Here is a 21,186-nt window from a genome sequence, read left to right as displayed (position 1 = left end):
TCCTGGGGGCTGGGTCGTCATTTGGGCTTTTAGGTACTGTCCGGTTTACGCGGTTAAAACTGTACCAGGAAAGTGGTGCGAGCTTAATTAGGTGAGATATATTGAATTTAGGATAAATACATTAAAGTCGTAACCATCGGCTTGCTGCCATTATGCAAACCTTGAGACTTCGTAAGATCGGAAACAGTTTGAGATTGGTATCAGCTAGGAGAAGATTGCTTTTAGTTGTGGGACATTCTCGTAATGTTCAAGTACCCCGTAATTGTAAAGCAGCACCTCGCAAATCTCAATTTGAAAAGGCTATGGAAGCTTATAGGCAAGTAAGTAGTAAGTATAGGAACGCACTTCGTGAGCTAGCTAAGTGAATGATATTTTTTGGTTGAGTGAGGAAGTCATTAAAGCTATGCACGAAGAACAACTAGCAGAACACGGCGGACTTCCAGGTATAAGAGACAGAAATCTGCTTTTAGCTAGTTTAGATAGACCTAAAAATTTATTTGCCTATGGTGAACCTACACCAACTATTTTTGATTTAGCGGCTGCTTATGCTTTTGCATTTGCAAAGAATCATGCATTTGTGGACGGTAATAAAAGGGTAGCTTTCGTTTCGATGGCTACCTTTCTTGTATTGAACGGGTATTCTTTAGAAGTACCAGAAGATGAAGTTGTATTAATGATAAAAAGACTTTCAAGCGATAAAGAGACTCAAGAATCAATAGCAGATTGGCTTAAAGAAAATTGTATTAAAATCAGCCATTAAGGGCTAAAGCTAGAGAAGCTGTTAATTGCTATCAAATTTTGGAAGACAGCGATCGCTCTTGCAATCAATTCCCTCAATTCCTCACAGATCACTGGGTCTGATTGGTAATCTTTATCTTTCAATATGCAAAATTTTTCCTAGTCTTCACCCCAAGATTATTGCGCCGCCATCAAAATCTCCTGCGCCCGTTCAATATTGTTCCGCACCGACTCCGCCGATCTATGAAGACCAGCCCTTTCCTGCTCACTGAGATTCAATTCCAATACACTTTCAATTCCACCACATCCCAACCGACAGGGAACACCGATCGCCACATTTTCTAAACCGTATTCACCCTGAAGAGTCACAGTTACAGGTAACAAACGCGACTGATTTAATAAAATCGATTCCACCATCATGCAAGTAGCAGAGGCTGGGGCAAAAAACGCACCACCTGTGTGCATCAGTTCGACAATTTCCGCACCACCGTGGCGCGTGCGTTCTACTAAACGTTCAATGGTGTCTGTATCTAGCAATTCTGTCAGGGGAATACCGTTGACAGTAGCAAAACGCGGTAAGGGAACCATCAAATCACCGTGGCTACCGAGTACCATCGTCTTGACATCACGAGGCAATACTCCTAATTCCATCGCAATGAAAGTTTCAAAGCGAGCCGAGTCTAACACGCCTGCCATACCCATAATGCGATCGCGTGGTAATTCCGTAGCTTGCCAAGCTAAATAAGTCATCACATCTAATGGATTGGTGACGACAATAAAAATAGCGTCAGGAGAATGAGCGATCGCTTGTTTGGCTGCATCTACAACGATCTTGGCATTTGTCTTTAATAAATCATCCCGACTCATGCCCGGTTTGCGAGGAAACCCTGCCGTAATTACCACAATCTCCGAACCAGTTGTATCGGCATAGTCATTAGTACCGATAATCTGACGGTTATGCATTTCAATTCCCCTCGCCTCCATCAAATCTAGCGCCAATCCCTGGGGCATTCCTGGAACAATGTCCAGCAACACTACATCCGCAAGATTTTTCTCAGCGATGCGTTGAGCAAGGGTACTGCCAACTCTACCAGCACCGATCACGCTGATCCGGGGCGAGTAGCACACAATGGAGGAGGAAGGGGAAGTATACATAAATTTTTACTTAGAATTCTATTTAAACTCTTCTAGTTGATCTAAACGTAACCAAATATTCGGGGTTGGTACTTCGCCAAACTTGACAAAGGCATAATCACCTTTGACATCTACAATTTCGCCTTTACTGTCAAACAAATAATCAGGAAAACGAGTATCGCTAGCTTTTGCTTCTACACTATTTTCCAACTTCTCACGAATCACCCGAACCATATCTCCACGTTTTACAGCCATAGATTCCCCTCTTAAGTGTATCGATTGCTATACAGGATTCTATCTTGGGAAGTGTTGTTTGTTGTTTGTTGTTTGGAATTATCAACTATCAACTACTTTACGGGCGCAAGGTCTTGCACCCCCAGCAACTACTAAAACCTATCGCTGACATTCCAAACAAAAATGACTGGATCTGCCAGCTAACCTCGCCCGTTGAATTACATTCCCGCAAACACGACAGGGTTCACCAGTACGGTTGTAAACCCATGCTACACCACCATAATTACCATTAACGCCCTTAACGTTGAGGAAATTACTAAAAGTAGTTCCACCAGCTGCGATACTGGTTTCCAAGACTTTAATGATTTGCGATCGCAACTTTTCGATTTGTTCTGGTTGCAAATCTACACACATTGTTTCTGGTAATATGCCACTCATAAACAATGCTTCATCGGCATATATATTACCTAATCCCGCGACTACAGATTGATCGAGTAAAGCAGTTTTAATTGGACGACGCCTGTTTTTAAGTTTCTGGGCGAGATAATCAACTGTAAATTCTGGTGAAAAGGGGTCGGCTGCTAGTTTTGCTAAACCTGTAATAATGCTTTCTGGGGCTTGATTTGGTGGCACCCACCACATTTGACCAAAGGTGCGTTGATCGACAAAGCGCAATTCCCACCCATCTTCAAAGAATAATCTGACCCGCGTGTGCTTATGTAAAGGTTCATCTTGATTCAACCACAATAATTGACCAGTCATGCGGAGATGAACACCTAAATAAGCAGCATGAGGAGCGCAACTAAGTTCGGCGAGGAGATATTTACCGCGACGGTACCAAGTCGCGATCGCACTTCCTTTAATTTCGCTGACAAAATCATCTACGGAAACCGGATAAGCGATCGTGCGATGCAGCAGCACGTCTCCACCCGTGATTTTTTGGTTGAGGGTCAATTGATTTAGACCCCGTCGGACTGTTTCAACTTCAGGCAACTCAGGCATTTAAGCTAATTATTGACAACAAGCATATTGTGACAATTACTGTGATTTTTTGGCAGACATTAAAATCGGGAGTAGTCACCAGCGAGTATTGAATCAAAGTCTTGACTCTCTACCCTCTGCTACTTACTCCCGAAAATCACCCCATGAAGTTTTTCTAGAAGTTTCTACACTTTAGGCTTTTTTAGCTTTTGCCTTTGGTGCTTCAATCTCTACTAACTCGTCTTGAGCAAAGTTGTTTGTGTTAACGCCAGCATAATTCACTTTCTCAAAGCGAACAATTACTGGGTATTTGATGGCACTACTTTGCTCAACAGATGCAACAGTACCTACATCTTGAAACCAGTAGGACTCTGGACGAAGAACACGTACTTTAGAACCACGTTGAACCATGAGTTTCTTCCTTTTTTCTTATCAATTGCCAACGTATTAAGGCTAATTGATTTCAATGTACTATTGTGCAGAGTCTAGCAGAAGCTTTGTTAAGTTATTTGTCTAATTAATTTTTTGAACAACATGGTGACGGCTTTGGCACAACAACGTGATTGGGCGACTTTTGCGGGTGTTCCTCCCGCTTTGAGCCGATTGATATAGTTGCTTAAGGTTTGACCAACTTTGGTTGGTACGCGGGTGTTTTTGGGTTCAATCTTGGTCAAACACCACTGCCATAAGGCTTTGCGGCATAATCCAGACCAGCCTAGAATCTGCTTAGTACTGGGGGCTATGAGTTTGGCTGTGGTTGATGAGCTATTTCGACTCCTAGTTTGGTGACTTGGCTAAAGTTGGTGTCGCGAGCTAAATGTAGTAATTTATACATTAAAAGAGCCACTGGGAATTCACTGTACCGTACTCAATTGCAAACCCCCTATAAATTACTTGATTACCCTGATGTTTGTTACGGGATTGAACCGTTACTATTAGCGAGTATTACTAAACAAAAATCGTACAAACTTTATAGTATTTTATTTTCATATTTTAATCTGTTTGTGTTTACCTCAATTTGTTTTATAAAATAAAATATTGTTGGTATTGATTTATTTATAAATATCTAAAAAAATAGCAACATTGATATTTTCAATACTAAAGTTAATTTATGCTGAACAAAATCAAAAGTTTAACACCTCATAGTTTTAAGCGTTTATTGAAGCCGAAAATCGAATATTTACTGGATGTAATTGTCACTGAGTACTACTTCCGCTTTAGAAAACGTCAAACTCAGCAAGAATTAAAATTAATTCGTAATATTCCCAGAAATCTTCATATCGAAGGTACTAATATTTGTAATGCAAAATGTACCTTTTGTGCTTATCCAAAAATGGAAAGAGAGAAGGGATTAATGGTTATGGAAGAGTTCCGGAGAATCGTAGATCAGTATGTGATAATGGGTGGTAAATATGTATCTTTAACACCAATTGTTGGTGAACCTTTTGTTGATCGCCATCTTTTTGAGAGACTAGATGATCTAAATCGACGCCAAGAAATTAAAGGATTTTACTTCTATACAAATGCGATTTTGATGAAGCCAGAAGTGAGTGAAAAGCTTCTTGCTTATGGTGAAAAACTAAATATTTACGTTTCTTGGGGTGGGTTTGATCGAGAGACTTACAAAGCAATCATGGGTGTTGATCGATTTGAGCTTGTCCGCCACAACATAGAAGCATTCGTTGAGGCTAAGTTGAAGTTAGGCTCTTCTACTGCTTTAACTATCGCACTACGTTGCCCACCGACAAAATGGCATGGTGATCTATGGGAAAAGTTTAATCAATGGAAAAAAGAAAAAATAATTAATATTCAATTTATCAATGCTTATGATAGCTGGGCTGGCAAGGTAAAAGATGAAAAATTGAAGCAAGTAGGTCTAGAACCAGTAATTAAACCCTATAAGCGTGGTGCTTGTGAATTGCTATACATGAAGCCAATTATCCTTGCTAATAGTAAAGTGAATGCCTGTGCCTGTCGTGATGTCGAAGCAGAATTAATTGTAGGCGATCTTAGAGAATCTACACTACCCGAAATATGGGCAGGTAAGGGAATAGAGGAACTCATTAATCGTCAGGAAAGTGGTGATTTTCCTGATGTTTGTAAGCGTTGTACTTGGTATGTCAGTGTTTATAACTACCGTAAAAGAAACTCCCGTATTTCTACGATGCAGCATTGGAGTGAAGATTAGAGGTAATTAATAAATCTTCTTCTGATAGTACGGAAATCCGAATCGCATCTTGGGGGCAAACAATCCTGGATAATAAGAGCGATCGCCTTAAGTATAGCTTTAAAATTCTACTTGGTATAATGTCCTATTGCTTTTGGTCTTACCCTGGAAGCAAAAGACTAGGGTATGTTTGCCAAATTCAATACTCACATATTTGTACTGAAGATCATCAATTATGCTAGAACAAGGAACCATCAGTATTCATACTGAAAATATTTTCCCGATTATCAAGAGGTCTCTTTACTCAGATCACCAAATCTTCTTGCGGGAACTTGTATCCAACGCCGTTGATGCTATCCAAAAGCTAAACATGGTATCCCGTGCTGGAGAATACTCTGGCGATACTGGTGAACCAGAAATTCAGATTGCTATAGACAAAAACAATAAAACCCTCTCCATCACCGATAATGGTATCGGAATGACAGCAGATGAGGTGAAAAAGTATATCAATCAGGTTGCTTTTTCTAGCGCCGAAGAATTTATTCACAAGTATAAAAGCACGTCAGATCAACCAATAATCGGTCACTTTGGTCTAGGCTTTTACTCTTCCTTCATGGTGGCACAAAAAGTCGAGATCGATACCCTATCTTACAAAGAAGGGGCGCAGGCTGTTCACTGGAGTTGTGATGGATCACCAGAGTTTACTTTAGAAGAATCATCTCGTACAACTCGTGGAACGACAATTACTCTCCATTTAATGGAGGAAGAACTAGATTATTTAGAATCAGCACGCATCAAAAATCTGATCCAGACTTACTGCGATTTTATGCCAGTGCCAATTAAACTGGATGGCGAGGTGTTAAATCGGCAAAAAGCACCATGGCGTGAGTCTCCCAGTAACTTAAATCAGGAAGATTATACAGAGTTTTATCGCTATCTCTATCCTTTCCAAGAAGAACCCTTGTTATGGGTGCATTTGAATACAGATTATCCTTTTATCATCAACGGAATTCTGTATTTTCCAAAGTTAAGACCGGATGTTGATGTCACCAAAGGACAGATTAAGTTATTCTGCAATCAAGTTTTTGTCAGCGATCACTGCGAAGAAATTATTCCCCAATTTCTCTTACCGATGCGGGGTGTAATTGATAGCAGCGATATCCCTCTGAATGTATCACGCAGTGCTTTGCAGACCGATCGCACTGTCAAGAAAATCGGTGATTACATCGCCAAAAAAGTAGGCGATCGCCTCAAAGAACTTTACCGCGATAGTCGCGATCAATATATTAGCGCTTGGAAAGACCTCGGTACTTTCGTGAAATTCGGGGTGATGAACGATGAAAAGTTCAAAAAACAAGTCGAAGATATCCTGATTTTCCGCAGTACAGCCAAGCAATCTCACCAAACCACTTCCGAAACCCCAGCAGTACAAGTACAATCCGAAGGGGAAGACGCTTGGCAAGATGTTACTCCAAGTGCAAGTGAATCGTCTGAGGGTGATTCTTACACAACCATAAAAGAATATTTGGAACGCAACAAAGAACGCCACGAAAACCGCGTTTTCTACTGCACCGACGAAGCAACACAAGCCACCTACGTCGAACTTCACAAAAAACAAGGGTTAGAAGTCCTGTTTATGGACTCCTTCATCGACACCCATTTTATTAACTTCCTCGAACGCGAATTCCAAGATGTTAAGTTTACACGGGTAGACTCTGATTTAGATCAGACTCTTTTAGATAAAGATCAAGCGACAGAAATAGTAGATCCCAAAACAAATAAAACTCGTGGCGAGATAATCAAAGAGTTATTTGAGAAAGCGCTCAACAAACCGAAATTAAATATCCGCACCGAAGCTTTAAAATCAGATAACCCCCAAAGCACACCTCCTGCAATGGTGTTATTACCAGAAATTTTGCGTCGCTTCCGGGAAATGAATGCACTTATGCAGCAGCAAATGGCAGAATTTCCAGAAGAGCATATTTTGCTGGTAAATACTAGCCACCCCCTGATTCAAAACTTGGCGACCCTCAGCCAAAGTAGTATTATTCAGGGCGAAGGCGAATCACCCACAGGTAAATTAGTCAACATGATTTGCCAACATATCTATGATTTAGCACTCATGTCTCAAAAAGGTTTTGACGCTGAAGGAATGAAAGGCTTTGTTGAACGTTCTAATGACGTTTTAACTAAGTTGACAGAACAAGCTGCTAAGTAACCTCTATTAAAGAAGGGTGAAAGGGTAAAGGGGAAAGGTAAAAGGGAAAAATACTCACAAATACCTTTTCCTCATCTCCTATACCCGCAAGCAGCTATACAATAAGAGATCGTGTTCAAAATAAATCGGAGATTCTCCTATGTCCCGTCGCTGTGATTTAACCGGCAAAACAGCCAACAATGGCTTTACAATTTCCCACTCCCACCGTCGCACTAAACGGATTCAGCACGTCAACCTGCAAACCAAGCGCGTTTGGTGGCCTCAAGGTAATCGTTGGGTGAAACTCAAATTGTCTACCAAAGCGATCAAAACCTTAGAAAAGAAAGGTTTAGCAACTATGGCTAAAGAAGCGGGGATTAACCTTAATCATTACTAATAGTGATTGTCATTTCCCAGTCTCAGGCTGGGATTTCCATAGGTAAACTAGTTATAAATCAGTATATTCCCTGAGCCTCTCTATTAACGGGAGGCTTTTCAATACCTTAAGATTATTTTTTATTCTATTGATAAGTTTCCCTGAGCAAATGGGTACTATATGTTTACTCTCATAACAACATCTCCATGAAAGTACTCGAAAATTCTTTTCGACAAATTTAATCTGAAGAAGCTATGGCACTATTATCTTTCATCAGCTATAAATTAGGTTATTCAGTCGGAAAAAGCAAAGTTATTACCAATCATATAATCTCTAGAATTTGATGGCTTTTAAGTTTCATTGATTTGTAAATATATCAAAATAATTGAGTTCGTAACACAAATAAGTATTCCAAATACGCCTGTTATTTTAGTCAACAGGTGTATTTGTCAATAAAACATCAATAATCACATCAAAATAGATTGATAGGAAAGCGGTTATGTCTCAACTAAAACGCACATTTAAAATGAGAAGAACACTTTATAAAAAAAAATATAGGCGTTCTATATCCAGAGTTAAAAAACAATTTATCTGGTTAAATAGAACTTTATTTGTTACTAAAGAAAGACTAAATACGACAAATGCTGGTTTTGTTTTGCCAACAGTAGTAATGGTATCATTGGTAGTTGTTTTACTAACAACTGCTATTTTATTTCGTTCCTTTGAACGCTCCAAAAATGCCAGTAATGTCCGTGTCAATGAAGCTGTACTTAACGCCGCAGCACCAGCAGTTGATCGCGCTAGAGCGAAATTAGATGCTTTACTAGAAGATCCAACATTACCACGAGGTACACCATCTGATAACGCTTTATATGATGCTCTTAAAAAAGATAAATATCGGCTAGGTGATGAGACTCGTCTGAAGCTTGTCAACGAATTTAATAGTACTTCAAACATTCAGCAAAACACTACTCTTTTGGAGGATGATGAAACCTTAAAATCAGCTTGGAAATATGCTGTAGACACAGATAATAACGGCAAAAAAGATACTTTTACTCTCTATAGCATCTACTTCCGTTCACCAAGTAGAGACTCTACCACAGGGCAGTTTAATCGTGAACGAAACCCTCTAGAAGCTAGAACTCCACCAATGGATAATGACTCAACAAACACTCAATGTAGAAACGCTGCTGGTTTTTCTACTTTAGTGGGTAACTCCAGTTGGTATAAGCTGCAAAGTGGTAATTTGGGTAAAAGTTTTTTTGTCTATACTGTGAATGTACCAATTACTAAGTCAAAATTTGATAGCTTACCTGACACGATTAATGGTGAAGATAAAGATGATGCCTATGAACCATACAACGGTAATCAAGGTTTTGTTGCATTAGAGTTTCAACAAGATCGCAGTCGCATACCCCTACCAAATAATGCTGTTTGGTTTGAAAATGATCTGGAAATTATTGTCGGTTCGACAAAATTATTACTCAATGGCAGAATTCATACTAATGGCAATTTGCTAGTAGGTGAAACTAGTTCTGGCGAGATAAAGCTACGACAAGTTAGTAGTAAATACTCCTGTTTTTATAACCAAGAAAATGGTCAAATTAGTGTTGGGGGTAATGTAGGAACTGGAAATATCAGTCATACCAGTAATCAAGGATCTGTAGTTGTTGATCTTTATAATGGTTTTGAAAATGACCCTAATGAAGGTCAATCCATTAGCAGCACTAACAAATCTACGAATAGTTCTGGTGGTTCACAAATTGGATTCAACGATGCAGCATACAATCAACGCATTGCAGCGATGAAAACTACTGCTATTGGTTTATGCTCAACATGTCAAAGTGCGACTAGTACAAGTACTTTTAAAACTAATGTCGCCAATAGTGGTTATCCAGAGGATGTTAAAAAGAATGTTGCTGCGAAAGTAGATAGTGCTGATGACATTGCTACAGCCAAAAAAGTACTCGCAGATGAAATAGAAATATATCTGCGAAATCGTACACGAAGAGTACCTTTTGCAGAAGTATCAGATCCTACAGGAGCAGGAGCAACAACTAGCTATACCGCTATTGCTGCTGACTTAAAACCTCAGCAAGATTGGAGAGAACCAGTAAATAGCAGTAACCAGTTCTATGGTGCAACAAGTGTTACATTGACTACATCTCAATTGCAGGCAACATATCCAATTTTACAAAAGCAACAAGGGATTCAAAGCGATTTAGGCGATCGCATACTTGTTGGTAATAATCTACCTGCTCTATGGCTAAAAAATAGTCAGTATGTTGGCTCAGATGCTAACCAGTTAATTACTAGTAGTAGTGGTACTGCTGTTAACTGGACTAACCCAACTACTCAGCAGAGATGGCGTAATACTCAAATTCAAGCTCTTGCAGACCTGGGTATCTCAGATCGGAATGGCTTTTGGGAAGAAAAAGCAGCAGAGAATCCAGCAAATGATTTGGATAGTGTGGGTGGATTACGAATAGTTACTGGTGCAGGTATCTATGTTGATGGTCCTGGTGATGCTGTAAACAGTACCACTGGCCCTTTTTATCCTCGCGGTCTTAATTCTTTTTTACCTATTCCTAATTCTAGTGATAATACAGTTGTTTGGCTTGACACTATGGCGATGTCAAGCCCAGATCCTAGTAAAGCGAGTCTCAAAGGTGACTTACTCATGCGAGCCACAGCTGTTTATCATTACAAAGACAACTCTGGCACTGCTCAGACTCCGATTGCTTGTGTAAGTAGTTACTATGATCCTACTGATGCAACGACAAATAAGAATAAAACTGCAATTAATGGAAGCACCAATTTACCTTGGAATGCTGCTGCTGGCGGTAAATCAAATAACGGTATTGTTTACGCTTATCCTGGAAGAGACAGCTTTACAACTTACAAAACTCGTTTGGAACTACAAGCAAACTTGAAGTTTCCTAATGGGCGTTGGGTTAATCAACCTTTAAAAGATGCTTTGGCAAAAATTGGTAGTGGTACTACAGTTCCGACTACTGGCTTGCAACTAGCTGATTATTCAGCAATTGATACCGCACTGTGTGCTATTTCAATTCTGAATGATGAAACCACTTTCGCCACTACTTTAACTAACAAGCCTGAACACGGTGCAATTAAAGAAGCATCTTTCTTAGATGGTAGAGAAGCAAAACAAATTAGTGCAGCAAGTACATCAACTAACTACGACCTAGACCTTGAACAGCGTCAACCCTTAGAAATTCGAGTCACTGACATTGATTTAGGTTCATTAGCTAGCAAAGCATTCACTTCTGGTAGTGGTGCATCAACAACCACTACAGAATATCTGTTGCCTTATAGTGGCATTATTTATGCTACACGGGATGATGGATTACGCGATGCGAGTGATACAACTGCTGAATCAGAGCTACTCAGTCCAACTGATTTTAAGCTTGACCAAACTCGTCGTCCTAATGGGATTCGTTTGTGGAATGGTGAAAGTTTGGCACGGGGTCTTAGCAGTAATAATAATGCTTTTAACGCCAGAGAAAAGGGTCTGATTCTGGTTTCTAATTTGCCAGCCTACATCAAGGGTAAGTTCAACTTGCACCAAACAAGCATAGGTGCTTCTGCTGAGATTGAAGAATTTACCGAATTAGTAGCAGATGCTAGTACAGGTACTAACACAGTTTCTACTTCTAACTTTTATTCTCGTGGTAGTGGTAGTGCAACTTCTCAAGCCGATACTAGATTTGCCTGTCGTATCAACAGAACAGGCTGTTCTAGCACCAATGGTAACGGTGACTATTGGCGACCAGCAACTATTATTGCCGATGCGATGACCTTGCTGTCCGGCACTTTTACAGATGGTGTTCGTAGTGAAGGTGATTATGACCTGAACAATAACACTGGCATTGCAGTTGAGAGTAACTTTGATCCTGCTAACTTAAATACTTCTACTCTAGATGAGAGAAGAAGAAAACGTTTGAAGAACGGCTTTTGGGAAAACAACTTTGCCACTAGTACAGACTGGGCGCAGACGACAAGCGGGAGTAATCCGAAATCAGGTTTAGGTTCCTACGCATTAAACGGAATCACACCGATTCAACGTAGGCTTAATGTCTCTACGCTTGCAAATAACCCAGGAGAATACTTGATGGAAGTATGCACAAAGCTGCCTGTATCTGAGTGTGGCTCTGGTGATTGGTATGTTGATCCATCAACTAACCTCAAAGCATCTACGGCGGTGGGTCAAACTTTTAATATCAGTACACATAAGGCTGGTACTACTGCTGTACTTGCAGCCTCAGAATATCGACGCTATGCTCGTCGGGTTGCCTTTAAACGTAACAGTGCTAATGAATTGCAGGAACAGGGAAATAATAAATATATTCCTATAGGCATAGACACAAGTGGAATCATCCAAGAATTTGCTTACGCTTCAGGAGGTTTACCAAGGACAAGACAAAATGCTCTGTGGTTTAGAACATCGAATGATGCATCTGTCGCAAACTTATCGCAAGTCAGTTATACACCAAACAATCGGCTTTACTATTACCTTCCTATTGATGCTGACGGCAATGGTAGTCCTGATTTAGATGGACAGCCTCTATTGGTACCTGTTTTGCAAATTCATGATGCAAACAACACATCTAGCATCAGAGGGGACACCACGACACAATCACAATTCAGCGATAAATGGCTACAACAGGTTAGCGCTGATACCACATTCAATGCAACGTTTGTATTAGGAAATAGTCCTAGCAGACCAGATGAAGAGTCAGCAGGTTTACAAAACTTGGTACGGTTTATAGAAAACTGGGACAGTAGTACTCGTTACACAGCTAAAATCAGTGGTAGCTTCATTCAATTCCAACGGAGTGCTTACGCTACAGCGCCGTTCACACCCATTTTCAAAAATAGGATGTCATCTGTAACCACTCCCAATGTCTCTACTTTGGGTAATCTCAGCCTTTTTGACTACGCATTAGACACTTACCCAACCCAGAACAATAATGGTATTTCACCTTTCTACCAACCGCCAACTCGTAAATGGGGGTTTGATGTCGGAATATTATCAGAGCAACCAGATTTGTTTGCCCAAAGATTTACCTCACCCCCAACAGGTCGGCCAAATGAGTTCTTTAGGGAAGTAGGTAGAGATGATATTTGGGTGAAAACGTTACTCTGTGCTGGTGAGCCAGGGAGTAGTACTTACGTAAATGCTGTTCCTAATGAATATCGCCCGAGTGGCTGTCCATCCATACCGAATGATTAAAAAACTGCTTGGAAATATTTGTAAAGTGTCATGATATTCAGGAAAAAAGCTAGGAAACAAAGGTTACAGGCTGCTTGTCTGTCTTTTAATCAGGAGGGTTTCACAATTATTGAATCTTTGGTGGCAATAATTGTGGTTGGCATTTTGCTAGCAGCGATCGCTCCGGTGCTTTCTCTATCTGTGGCAACTCGTGTACAATCGCGACGAGTAGAATTAGCAACCCAAGCTGCTAGATCATACATTGATGCGGTCAGGACTCAGCGAATTTCAGCTCCAGTAGAGACTGGGAGTAGTACTACTCCTTCCGCATATAGCGCCCCCACTGCTACGGGAACTCTCACTTGTACTGCCAACTCCTACTGCACAGCCCCAACAGGAACATCTTTATACTGTGTAGATTTTGATAGTAGTGGTAGTTGCGAAAGAACCAGTCTCTCAGACATGATAGTGCAGGCTTTTCGCTATAACCAAGCCAACAGCAATAGTAATAATGCCACCACGGGATACGTTTTAGGAGTTAGGGTGTATAGAGCCGACGCTTTTAAAGGAAGCACCACTCTACTTAAGAACACTTCCACAACCAAGACGACGCAAAATACTTTCACTGGTGGTGCAGGCCAACGTACAGCACCTTTAGTGGAAATGACAGCAGATATTAATGACACCATACCTAAATATAGTGACCTTTGCGCCCGTTTTTCTGGTGGTTGCAATTAAATGTTGATTGTTAAATATCTGTCAACAAAAGGAAAACCGCAGCATGATGAGATTCTTAAAACTTATCTTGATTACTCAATTAAAACGCTCTGGAATAAACAATCAAACAAACGGCTTTACACTCATAGAACTGTTGGTAGCTATGGTGTTGGCAGTGTTAGTCATAACACCTTTAATGACATTTATGATTAACATAATGGATGGCGATCGCAAAGAACAAGCAAAGGCAACTACTGAGCAAGAAATTCAAGCTGCACTTGATTATATAGCACGTGATTTGCAGCAGGCAGTCTACATTTATGATGCTGATGGGGTGACTAGAGACCAAACTAATACAAACAAGACTCTTTGGGGTATCAATGATCAAATACCACCTGTCAAGTCTGCACCTAATTGTAGTCCTACCAGCGCTAGTAATCCGAGTGTTTGTACACCAATACTTGTCTTTTGGAAGCGGGAGTTTATAGCCAATAGTGTTGGGATTAGTTCTAACACTCAAACTACTGATGCTCAAACAGATGATGGCTATGCTTATTCATTGGTGGCATATTACTTAATCACTAATCCAAACAATTTCAACTCTACTTGGTCGAAAGAAGCACGAATTGGAAGATTTCAAATTCGGGGTAAAGTAAACGCCGCCAATGCTAATAACAAGGGAAATACAGCTGACACTGGGTTTAATCCACCCCCAATAGCAGGCAATATTACCGGTGCTACCCTCAAAGAAAGGATGAACCAATGGCAGACTTCATTAACTGCATCACAAAATTACACTCAATCAGTCGTCACTTTAGTTGATTTCATTAGTACTACTGGCCCTAGTATTACGACTAGCACTACAGGGGTTTGTCCTGGTACAAACGCTAGTCCACAACTTGTAGGAAGTCTCACCAGTGGATTTTTTGCTTGTGTTGATGCTGATCAAGTCTTAGCCCAAATCTACTTAAGAGGTAATGCACTAGCTCGTATACAAAACAATAATTTAGCCTACAATGATAGCCTAAAAAATTATTTTCCAACTGCGAGTATTAGAACTCAAGGACGTGGATTTTTATTTACTAAATAACCTCTATTAATACTTTCGCTAATTATATAGTATGCACAGCGCAGCTTTATTGATTTTAAAAAAAGTGAATCATAAATATGTCTTGAGAACTTCAAAGGAGGGAAATTTTGTTAATAGATTTCGCTACGCATCTCATGACATGCAACAAGAGGCTGGTTTTAGCCTTGTGGAATTAATTGCGGTGATCATGATGCTAGGAATATTAGCAGCGATCGCAGTTCCTAGTTGGCTAGCTTTTGTGAACCGACAGCAGATCAATAAGGCTAACGATGCTGTTTTAGCCGCATTACAGGAAGCACAGCGAGAAGCAAAAAAGAAAAAAGTTAGCTACAGCGTCAGTATTAGAACTGACAACAACACTCCTCAAATAGCGGTTTATCAAGGCTCAAGCCCAACAAACTGGCTTGATTTGGGGAGAGATTTAGGAATTCAATCAAAACAAATCATACTTGGTACAAATCTAAGTAATGTTAATACGAATGGTGGTTCTGTCACATACGCTTCCGCCTTTGATACCAATGCACCACAAACTATTACTTTTGACTATATGGGTATTTTGGCACCTAAAACTAATAATAATGCTCCTGATACAGGTTTAAAAGTTGTAGTAGCCATACCACAAGCAGGAAATAATAGTGCTGGTCAAGTAAAGCGATGTGTGATTGTGGAAACTCTTATTGGGGGAATGCGGACAGCTAAAGATACATCATGCAGTTAAATAAATTCTGTCCGTGAACAAATATTAGCAAAAATTCCATAAAAATACGGTACATAAAACTACACCTAAAGAGCAAAATTGTAAAAACTGGTGCAGTTTTTTTATTTGATATATTACTAATTTTCGAGTAAAAGACTAGCCACATAGTATATCTTTGAATACTTAATATCGACTGGACATCCTCGAACAGCTACTTTATATAAGTATAATTTTTACACTATGACTCAGAGCATTGACTTGACTGTAGCGATACCAACATATAACGGTGCTAGTCGTTTACCTGAACTCTTAGAACGGCTAAGAAATCAACTTGAGACTGAAAATATTTCTTGGGAGATTATTGTTGTAGACAATAACAGTAATGATGATACAGCCAAACTTATTAAAGATTATGAAAAAAATTGGCGATGTTCTTATCCTTTAAAATACTGCTTTGAATCTCAACAGGGAGCAGCTTACGCACGAAAAAAAGCAGTTACAGAAGCAAAAGGCGAATTAATTGGGTTTTTAGATGATGACAATTATCCATTATCAAACTGGGTAGCCGCAGCTTATAATTTCGGTAAAAAATATCCGAAAGCAGGAGCTTATGGAAGTCAAATTCATCCTGAGTGGGAAGTAAAACCACCAGAAAACTTTCAAAGAATAGCTCCATTTTTAGCAATTACAGAGCGAGGAGATTTACCTCTATTGTATGCACCTAAGAAAAAATTACTACCCCCTTCTGCTGGACTCGTTATTCGTCGAAAAGCTTGGTTAGAAAATGTACCTAATCAGCCTATTTTAACTGGTAGAGTTACTGGCAATATGCTTACCAGTGAAGATTTAGAAATGTTGTTGTATATCCAAAAAAAAGGATGGGAAATTTGGTATAACCCAGAAATGGAAATTTACCACAGAATCACAAGTCATCGTTTAGAAAAAGACTATTTAATACCATTTTTTCGAGGTATTGGACTTAGCCGTTATGTAACACGAATGCTGAATGTTCAACCTTGGTATAAACCGATTGTTTTTTTAGCTTATATAATCAATGACTTGCGTAAAATTTTCTTCCATTTACTTACACATGGAAATAAGTTACAAACTGATTTAGTTGCTGCTTGTGAAATGCAATTATTTTTAAGTAGTTTTGTTAGCCCATTTTATCTATGCTTAAATGGATATTTAAGAGCAAATAAATAAAAAACAAATAATTTATGAATAAATTATTAATTAACAAAGTAGATTTTAGCGTAGCTATTCCTACATATAATGGTGAAAAACGTTTACCTAATGTTTTAGAACATCTTTTAAACCAGACGGGAGTAGAAGACCTCAACTGGGAAATTATTATTGTAGATAACAATAGTTCAGATCAAACAGCCCAGGTAATCAGTCATTATCAAAATCACTATGATGGAAAACTTACCATCAAGTATTTTCGAGAAAAAGAGCAGGGAATAGCTTTTGCAAGGCAGAGGGCTATAACTGAAGCTAAAGGTGATTTTATTGCTTTTTTAGATGATGATAACCTGCCTGCAAATGATTGGATTTTACAGTCTTATATTTTTGGTCAAAAGTATCCTCATGCAGGCGCTTGGAGTGGTCAAATTCACGGTAATTATGAAGGAAATCCACCAGATAATTTTAAAAGGATTCAGGCTTTCCTAGCCATTAGAGAACATGGAGAAGAAACACATTTATTTGATGCAAATACCTTAAGACTTCCTCCCGGCGCTGCACTTGTGGTTCGTAAACAAGCTTGGTACGAAAGTGTCCCGAAACAATTAATTTTTAAGGGAAGATTAGGTAAATTTATGATTAGTGGTGATGACACAGAAGTACTATTGTATATACATAAAGCAGGTTGGCAAATTTGGTATAATCCCGCAATGCATGTTATTCATCAAATACCAAGTTGGCGACTTGAAAGAGATTACTTACTAAATCTCGCTTTTGGATGTGGCTTGTGTATTTTTCACTTACGTTTAATAAATAGTAAATATTGGGAGATACCAATAGTTTTTATTAAGACTATTGTAGGAAATTTACGTAGAATTTTACACCATATCTATATGTATAGAGGGAGAATAAAAAGTGATATTATAGTTATTTTTGAAATCAGATTTTACTTTGCTAGTATGTTAAGTCCTTTTTATTTTATCTTATTAAATTATTTATCATAAAAATATACTAACAATAGATATATAAGATAAATCATATGAATCAAATAAAACCAAAAATTTCTATTGTTATACCAGCATATAACAGCGAAAAAACAATTAAGTATGCTATAGAATCTGTTTTAAAACAAACATTGAACGATTTTGAGTTAATTATCATTAACGACGGTTCTACCGACTCAACATTAGAAGTGATTTCACAATTTAAAGATCCTAGAATAAAAGTATTTTCATTTGAAAATGCTGGTGGTAACGTTAGTCGTAATCGTGGGCTTGAGCGAGCAACTGCAGAATTTGTGAGTTTTTTAGATGCAGATGATATTTGGACATCTGATAAACTCGAAAGTCAGCTTCATGCTTTAAAGGAAAATCCTCAAGCAGCAGTAGCTTATAGTTGGACTGATTATATAGATGAACAAGGAAAATTGCTATTTTCAGGTACACATATTACTGCTAATGGAAATGTTTATGAACAGCTAATAGTAAGTAATTTTTTAGAGAATGGCTCTAATCCATTAATTAGTAGAGAAGCGTTAGTTCAATTAGATGGATTTGATGAAGACTTAACTGCTGCTCAAGATTGGGATATGTGGCTCAGATTAGCCCAAAACTTTGATTTTATAGCTGTTCCACGTGTGCAAATATTATACAGAATTAGTGCGAACTCTTTATCTACAAATCTTGCAAGACAAGAAAAAGCAAGTTTACAAGTGCTTAGTAAAGTTTGTCTTACAAATACACACAACCTCAATCATCTTAAAAATAAAAGTCTGACAAATCTCTATAAATATCTTACATGTAAAGCTCTACAACAACCTTTCAATAGACAAAAAGGTTTAGCAGCAGCTAAATTCTTATGGAAATATATCTTTTATGACTCTTCAAGATTTAATCATACTAATTTAATATTAAGACTTTCACTGAAAATAGCCTTAATTGTAATATTACCCTGTACTTTTTCCACAGCATTATTAGCACTTATGAAGACTAATAATTAGAAAATATACATTAAAAATATACACATAAATCATCCGGGCATTTGAAAAACTGCTAGAAAATAAAAATTAAAAATGAATATTATAGGTGCGTTTTTCTATGTCTAAATTAATGTATAATAAATTTATTAAAAATCATTCTATTAGTGGCTTTACGGTACTGGAAAATATAGTAATTCTTCTAATAATTGGTATATTGGCTGCGATCGCATTACCTAATTGGCTAGCTTTTGTTGATGTTCAACGCCTCAATGCTGCTCAAAATGAAGTTTACCAAGCCATGCGTCAAGCTCAAAGGGAAGCTAAAAGAGAAAAATTGAGTTGGCAATTCAGTTTGAATGAGCAAAATGGTATTGTTCAGTGGGCAACTCATCGTGCCGATGTCAATGTAAGTAATGCTATATGGAATAAGCTGAATGCAAATGTGCGTCTAGATGGGGAAACAACTTTACAACAAGCAAATGGCGTTAGGCGAATTCAGTTTGACTATGAGGGAAATGTTAATAGGCCACCGTTAGGACGAATCACATTATCTAGTAGATATGGCGGTAAAGCAAAGCGTTGTGTGTATGTTTCGACAATTTTAGGAGCTATACGAATAGCCAAAGAACGTCCGCAAGCAGACGAAAACGGTAAATATTGCTATTAAGATATTCTTGGTTGAATTCAAAAAATATTGCTTGCTGAAATCACCAAAAATTGCCAAGCAGCACTTAATTATTTTCACTCGCTACCCAGAACCAGGTTTGACAAAAACTCGGTTGATACCTGCTTTGGGGACTGAAGGTGCTGCACATCTTCAGCGCCAGATGACTGAATATACTCTATTGAAAGTTCGAGAATTGCAAAAAGCGATCGCCATCTCCATTGAAGTACGCTTTACTGGTGGAAATTTGGAATTAATGCAAAGCTGGCTGGGGATTGATTTGATTTATCAATCTCAAGGTGAAGGAGATTTAGGAAAACGGATGGAGCGATCGCTCGAATATGCTTTCAGTGCAGACGCGCACCAAGTACTAATTATCGGCACTGATTGCCCCGACGTCAATATCCAGATTCTTGCCAAAGCTTTTACAAATCTCCAGAACTGTGACATAGTACTTGGCCCAGCAGTGGATGGTGGTTATTATTTAATCGGCTTACAGCGTCCTTTTCCACAATTATTCGCTGATATCAACTGGGGAACTTCCCAAGTCTTGCAACAAACTGTGGCTATTTGCCATCAACTTAATTTATCAATAGATTACTTACCGACTTTAGCTGATGTTGACCGTCCAGAGGATTTGCCTATTTGGGAGAAAATAGTTTTCAACCTAAAAAATACTTCAGGTTTTCAATAGTTGCTCAGGTATAGGGAACAATATTTAGGTAACTTGACATAAAATAGTCACTCATTCTTTATTGATTCAAGATGAATTATGAATAACAATTTTGCTGCGGTCACTGCTGCTCGTACACTTAAGGTGGTTGGAATAATATTACTTTTGTCTTTTTTGCTTGACTTTGTGATTCTGCTGTTTCCCTTCCAGCCTACAAATCGTCTTTGGCAAATTGATTTAGCAACAAATTTAGTTGATCGAGGAATTGTACCTTTAGTCGGATTAGCCATGCTCTTTGCTGGTTATTGGGCTGAAATTACTGAAGATGGTCGCCCGTCTGGAATAGACTTGAGATTCCCAGCATTAGTACTAGCTAGTCTCTTAGGCTTGATATTCTTGGTAATTTTTCCACTGCACCTAAATAATGTACGTCAAGCTAGCGTGCAACAGGTAGATCAAATTAATAAACAAGCAGATCAGGCAGAAAATCAACTGCAAAGTCAACTCTCACAGGTACAAGCTCAGTTAAATAACGAACAAGTCAAAACTGAGTTAGACAAGCAAAAAGCTCAAGTGAAAGCTCAATTAACCGAAATACTCAAAGATGAGCAGAAGTACAAACAAGCACTTGAAAGTCCCAACGTTCCCCCACCTGTGAAGGAAGTACTACAAAAAGCCAAACAGAATCCTCAAGAGCTTGATAAATTTATCGCCCAGCAAAGTGATCCGCAGCAAGTTGCAACTCAACGACTCAACCAAATTCGTCAGAGTAAGGAAGATGCTGAAAAACAAGCTAAAGAAAGAGCTTGGAAGTCTGGAATGCGAATTGGTATGAGCAGCTTATTGCTGTCTATCGGATACATTATTATCGGCTGGACAGGTTTAAGAGGTATGCTTTCAGCCCAAAGTAATGGTGTACGTAAAGCAACTGCACGCTAGTAACTTAGAGGATTGGGGTGTGGGGGGGCGTAGGGAAAACAATTGAACTCTCCACGCTTTGAAAAACGTGGATTCCGAACTGTTGTTGCTACGCCGATTAGAAATCGGACTACGCAACGTTATTCTGCCCCAAAGGGGCTTTGACTGGTTCAATCAGTCCTACCCGCCTCGACCAATTTCTCG

General features: G+C 38.9%; 19 protein-coding genes. 14 read left to right on the top strand and 5 right to left on the bottom strand.

Annotated elements, in window-relative coordinates; all coding sequences use genetic code 11:
• The first annotated feature begins 361 nt into the window (after positions 1-361).
• A complete protein-coding gene (locus ACE1AT_RS27440; protein WP_374874183.1) occupies positions 362-760 on the top strand; it encodes a type II toxin-antitoxin system death-on-curing family toxin in 399 nt (132 codons plus the stop codon).
• A 155-nt stretch (positions 761-915) separates the two neighbouring features.
• Here ACE1AT_RS27440 and mdh read toward each other — a convergent pair whose 3' ends face one another.
• The 5 genes from mdh to ACE1AT_RS27415 all read right to left on the bottom strand — a co-directional run bounded on the left by mdh (position 916) and on the right by ACE1AT_RS27415 (position 3,761).
• Positions 916-1,893 (bottom strand): malate dehydrogenase, encoded by a 978-nt coding sequence (gene mdh / locus ACE1AT_RS27435; protein ID WP_374874181.1) that lies wholly within the window; start codon positions 1,891-1,893, stop codon positions 916-918.
• A gap of 18 nt (positions 1,894-1,911) precedes the next feature.
• Positions 1,912-2,127, bottom strand: coding sequence for an NAD(P)H-quinone oxidoreductase subunit O (locus ACE1AT_RS27430; protein ID WP_374874179.1), 216 nt, complete (start codon positions 2,125-2,127; stop codon positions 1,912-1,914).
• 138 nt (positions 2,128-2,265) lie between these two features.
• A complete protein-coding gene (locus ACE1AT_RS27425) occupies positions 2,266-3,108 on the bottom strand; it encodes a DNA-formamidopyrimidine glycosylase (protein ID WP_374874177.1) in 843 nt (280 codons plus the stop codon).
• A 171-nt stretch (positions 3,109-3,279) separates the two neighbouring features.
• Positions 3,280-3,498: a photosystem I reaction center subunit IV gene (locus tag ACE1AT_RS27420; RefSeq protein ID WP_016858858.1), complete on the bottom strand. Its 219-nt coding sequence runs from the start codon at positions 3,496-3,498 to the stop codon at positions 3,280-3,282.
• 89 nt (positions 3,499-3,587) lie between these two features.
• Positions 3,588-3,761: a hypothetical protein gene (locus ACE1AT_RS27415; protein WP_374874175.1), complete on the bottom strand. Its 174-nt coding sequence runs from the start codon at positions 3,759-3,761 to the stop codon at positions 3,588-3,590.
• A gap of 437 nt (positions 3,762-4,198) precedes the next feature.
• Here ACE1AT_RS27415 and ACE1AT_RS27410 point away from each other — a divergent pair, with 437 nt between their 5' ends.
• The 13 genes from ACE1AT_RS27410 to ACE1AT_RS27350 all read left to right on the top strand — a co-directional run bounded on the left by ACE1AT_RS27410 (position 4,199) and on the right by ACE1AT_RS27350 (position 21,003).
• Positions 4,199-5,275: a radical SAM protein gene (locus ACE1AT_RS27410; RefSeq protein WP_374874173.1), complete on the top strand. Its 1,077-nt coding sequence runs from the start codon at positions 4,199-4,201 to the stop codon at positions 5,273-5,275.
• A gap of 214 nt (positions 5,276-5,489) precedes the next feature.
• Positions 5,490-7,472, top strand: coding sequence for a molecular chaperone HtpG (gene htpG / locus ACE1AT_RS27405; protein ID WP_374874171.1), 1,983 nt, complete (start codon positions 5,490-5,492; stop codon positions 7,470-7,472).
• A gap of 139 nt (positions 7,473-7,611) precedes the next feature.
• Positions 7,612-7,848 carry a 50S ribosomal protein L28 gene (gene rpmB, locus ACE1AT_RS27400; protein ID WP_017310354.1) on the top strand — a complete coding sequence of 79 codons (237 nt, stop codon included), beginning with the start codon at positions 7,612-7,614 and terminating at the stop codon, positions 7,846-7,848.
• A gap of 478 nt (positions 7,849-8,326) precedes the next feature.
• Positions 8,327-13,081, top strand: coding sequence for a hormogonium polysaccharide biosynthesis protein HpsA (gene hpsA, locus ACE1AT_RS27395; RefSeq protein WP_374874169.1), 4,755 nt, complete (start codon positions 8,327-8,329; stop codon positions 13,079-13,081).
• Between the two features lie 30 nt (positions 13,082-13,111).
• Positions 13,112-13,798, top strand: a complete 687-nt coding sequence (gene hpsB, locus ACE1AT_RS27390) for a hormogonium polysaccharide secretion pseudopilin HpsB (RefSeq protein ID WP_374874167.1) — start codon at positions 13,112-13,114, stop codon at positions 13,796-13,798.
• Positions 13,799-13,844: 46 nt separating this feature from the next.
• A complete protein-coding gene (gene hpsC / locus ACE1AT_RS27385) occupies positions 13,845-14,867 on the top strand; it encodes a hormogonium polysaccharide secretion pseudopilin HpsC (RefSeq protein WP_374874194.1) in 1,023 nt (340 codons plus the stop codon).
• 82 nt (positions 14,868-14,949) lie between these two features.
• On the top strand, positions 14,950-15,585 hold the full coding sequence (locus ACE1AT_RS27380) for a Tfp pilus assembly protein FimT/FimU (RefSeq protein ID WP_374874165.1): 636 nt from the start codon (positions 14,950-14,952) through the stop codon (positions 15,583-15,585).
• A 219-nt stretch (positions 15,586-15,804) separates the two neighbouring features.
• Positions 15,805-16,770 carry a hormogonium polysaccharide biosynthesis glycosyltransferase HpsE gene (gene hpsE, locus ACE1AT_RS27375; RefSeq protein WP_374874163.1) on the top strand — a complete coding sequence of 322 codons (966 nt, stop codon included), beginning with the start codon at positions 15,805-15,807 and terminating at the stop codon, positions 16,768-16,770.
• Positions 16,771-16,784: 14 nt separating this feature from the next.
• Positions 16,785-17,753, top strand: coding sequence for a hormogonium polysaccharide biosynthesis glycosyltransferase HpsE (hpsE, locus tag ACE1AT_RS27370; protein WP_374874161.1), 969 nt, complete (start codon positions 16,785-16,787; stop codon positions 17,751-17,753).
• Between the two features lie 35 nt (positions 17,754-17,788).
• Positions 17,789-18,748, top strand: a complete 960-nt coding sequence (locus ACE1AT_RS27365; protein ID WP_374874159.1) for a glycosyltransferase — start codon at positions 17,789-17,791, stop codon at positions 18,746-18,748.
• 97 nt (positions 18,749-18,845) lie between these two features.
• Entirely contained in the window at positions 18,846-19,394 is a 549-nt protein-coding gene (locus tag ACE1AT_RS27360; protein WP_374874157.1) for a GspH/FimT family pseudopilin, read from the top strand.
• Between the two features lie 31 nt (positions 19,395-19,425).
• Positions 19,426-20,085, top strand: a complete 660-nt coding sequence (locus ACE1AT_RS27355; protein WP_374874155.1) for a TIGR04282 family arsenosugar biosynthesis glycosyltransferase — start codon at positions 19,426-19,428, stop codon at positions 20,083-20,085.
• A gap of 78 nt (positions 20,086-20,163) precedes the next feature.
• Positions 20,164-21,003, top strand: coding sequence for an HpsJ family protein (locus tag ACE1AT_RS27350; RefSeq protein WP_374874153.1), 840 nt, complete (start codon positions 20,164-20,166; stop codon positions 21,001-21,003).
• Positions 21,004-21,186: the final 183 nt, after the last annotated feature.

The sequence above is a fragment of the Pelatocladus sp. BLCC-F211 genome, from assembly GCF_041928655.1.
Lineage (GTDB): Bacteria > Cyanobacteriota > Cyanobacteriia > Cyanobacteriales > Nostocaceae > Pelatocladus.
Note: the sequence above shows the minus strand (reverse complement) of the source record. Positions and strands in the feature narration are given on the sequence as shown.

What these genes read in the sequence shown, in the direction of transcription:
- hpsC (WP_374874194.1), top strand. Translation starts at nt 13,845, where the DNA reads ATGAGATTCTTAAAACTTATCTTGATTACTCAATTAAAACGCTCTGGA.
- htpG (WP_374874171.1), top strand. Translation starts at nt 5,490, where the DNA reads ATGCTAGAACAAGGAACCATCAGTATTCATACTGAAAATATTTTCCCG.
- hpsA (WP_374874169.1), top strand. Translation starts at nt 8,327, where the DNA reads ATGTCTCAACTAAAACGCACATTTAAAATGAGAAGAACACTTTATAAA.
- ACE1AT_RS27360 (WP_374874157.1), top strand. Translation starts at nt 18,846, where the DNA reads ATGTCTAAATTAATGTATAATAAATTTATTAAAAATCATTCTATTAGT.
- ACE1AT_RS27350 (WP_374874153.1), top strand. Translation starts at nt 20,164, where the DNA reads ATGAATAACAATTTTGCTGCGGTCACTGCTGCTCGTACACTTAAGGTG.
- hpsB (WP_374874167.1), top strand. Translation starts at nt 13,112, where the DNA reads ATGATATTCAGGAAAAAAGCTAGGAAACAAAGGTTACAGGCTGCTTGT.
- rpmB (WP_017310354.1), top strand. Translation starts at nt 7,612, where the DNA reads ATGTCCCGTCGCTGTGATTTAACCGGCAAAACAGCCAACAATGGCTTT.
- hpsE (WP_374874161.1), top strand. Translation starts at nt 16,785, where the DNA reads ATGAATAAATTATTAATTAACAAAGTAGATTTTAGCGTAGCTATTCCT.
- ACE1AT_RS27410 (WP_374874173.1), top strand. Translation starts at nt 4,199, where the DNA reads ATGCTGAACAAAATCAAAAGTTTAACACCTCATAGTTTTAAGCGTTTA.
- ACE1AT_RS27430 (WP_374874179.1), bottom strand. Translation starts at nt 2,127, where the DNA reads ATGGCTGTAAAACGTGGAGATATGGTTCGGGTGATTCGTGAGAAGTTG.
- ACE1AT_RS27420 (WP_016858858.1), bottom strand. Translation starts at nt 3,498, where the DNA reads ATGGTTCAACGTGGTTCTAAAGTACGTGTTCTTCGTCCAGAGTCCTAC.
- ACE1AT_RS27365 (WP_374874159.1), top strand. Translation starts at nt 17,789, where the DNA reads ATGAATCAAATAAAACCAAAAATTTCTATTGTTATACCAGCATATAAC.
- mdh (WP_374874181.1), bottom strand. Translation starts at nt 1,893, where the DNA reads ATGTATACTTCCCCTTCCTCCTCCATTGTGTGCTACTCGCCCCGGATC.
- hpsE (WP_374874163.1), top strand. Translation starts at nt 15,805, where the DNA reads ATGACTCAGAGCATTGACTTGACTGTAGCGATACCAACATATAACGGT.
- ACE1AT_RS27425 (WP_374874177.1), bottom strand. Translation starts at nt 3,108, where the DNA reads ATGCCTGAGTTGCCTGAAGTTGAAACAGTCCGACGGGGTCTAAATCAA.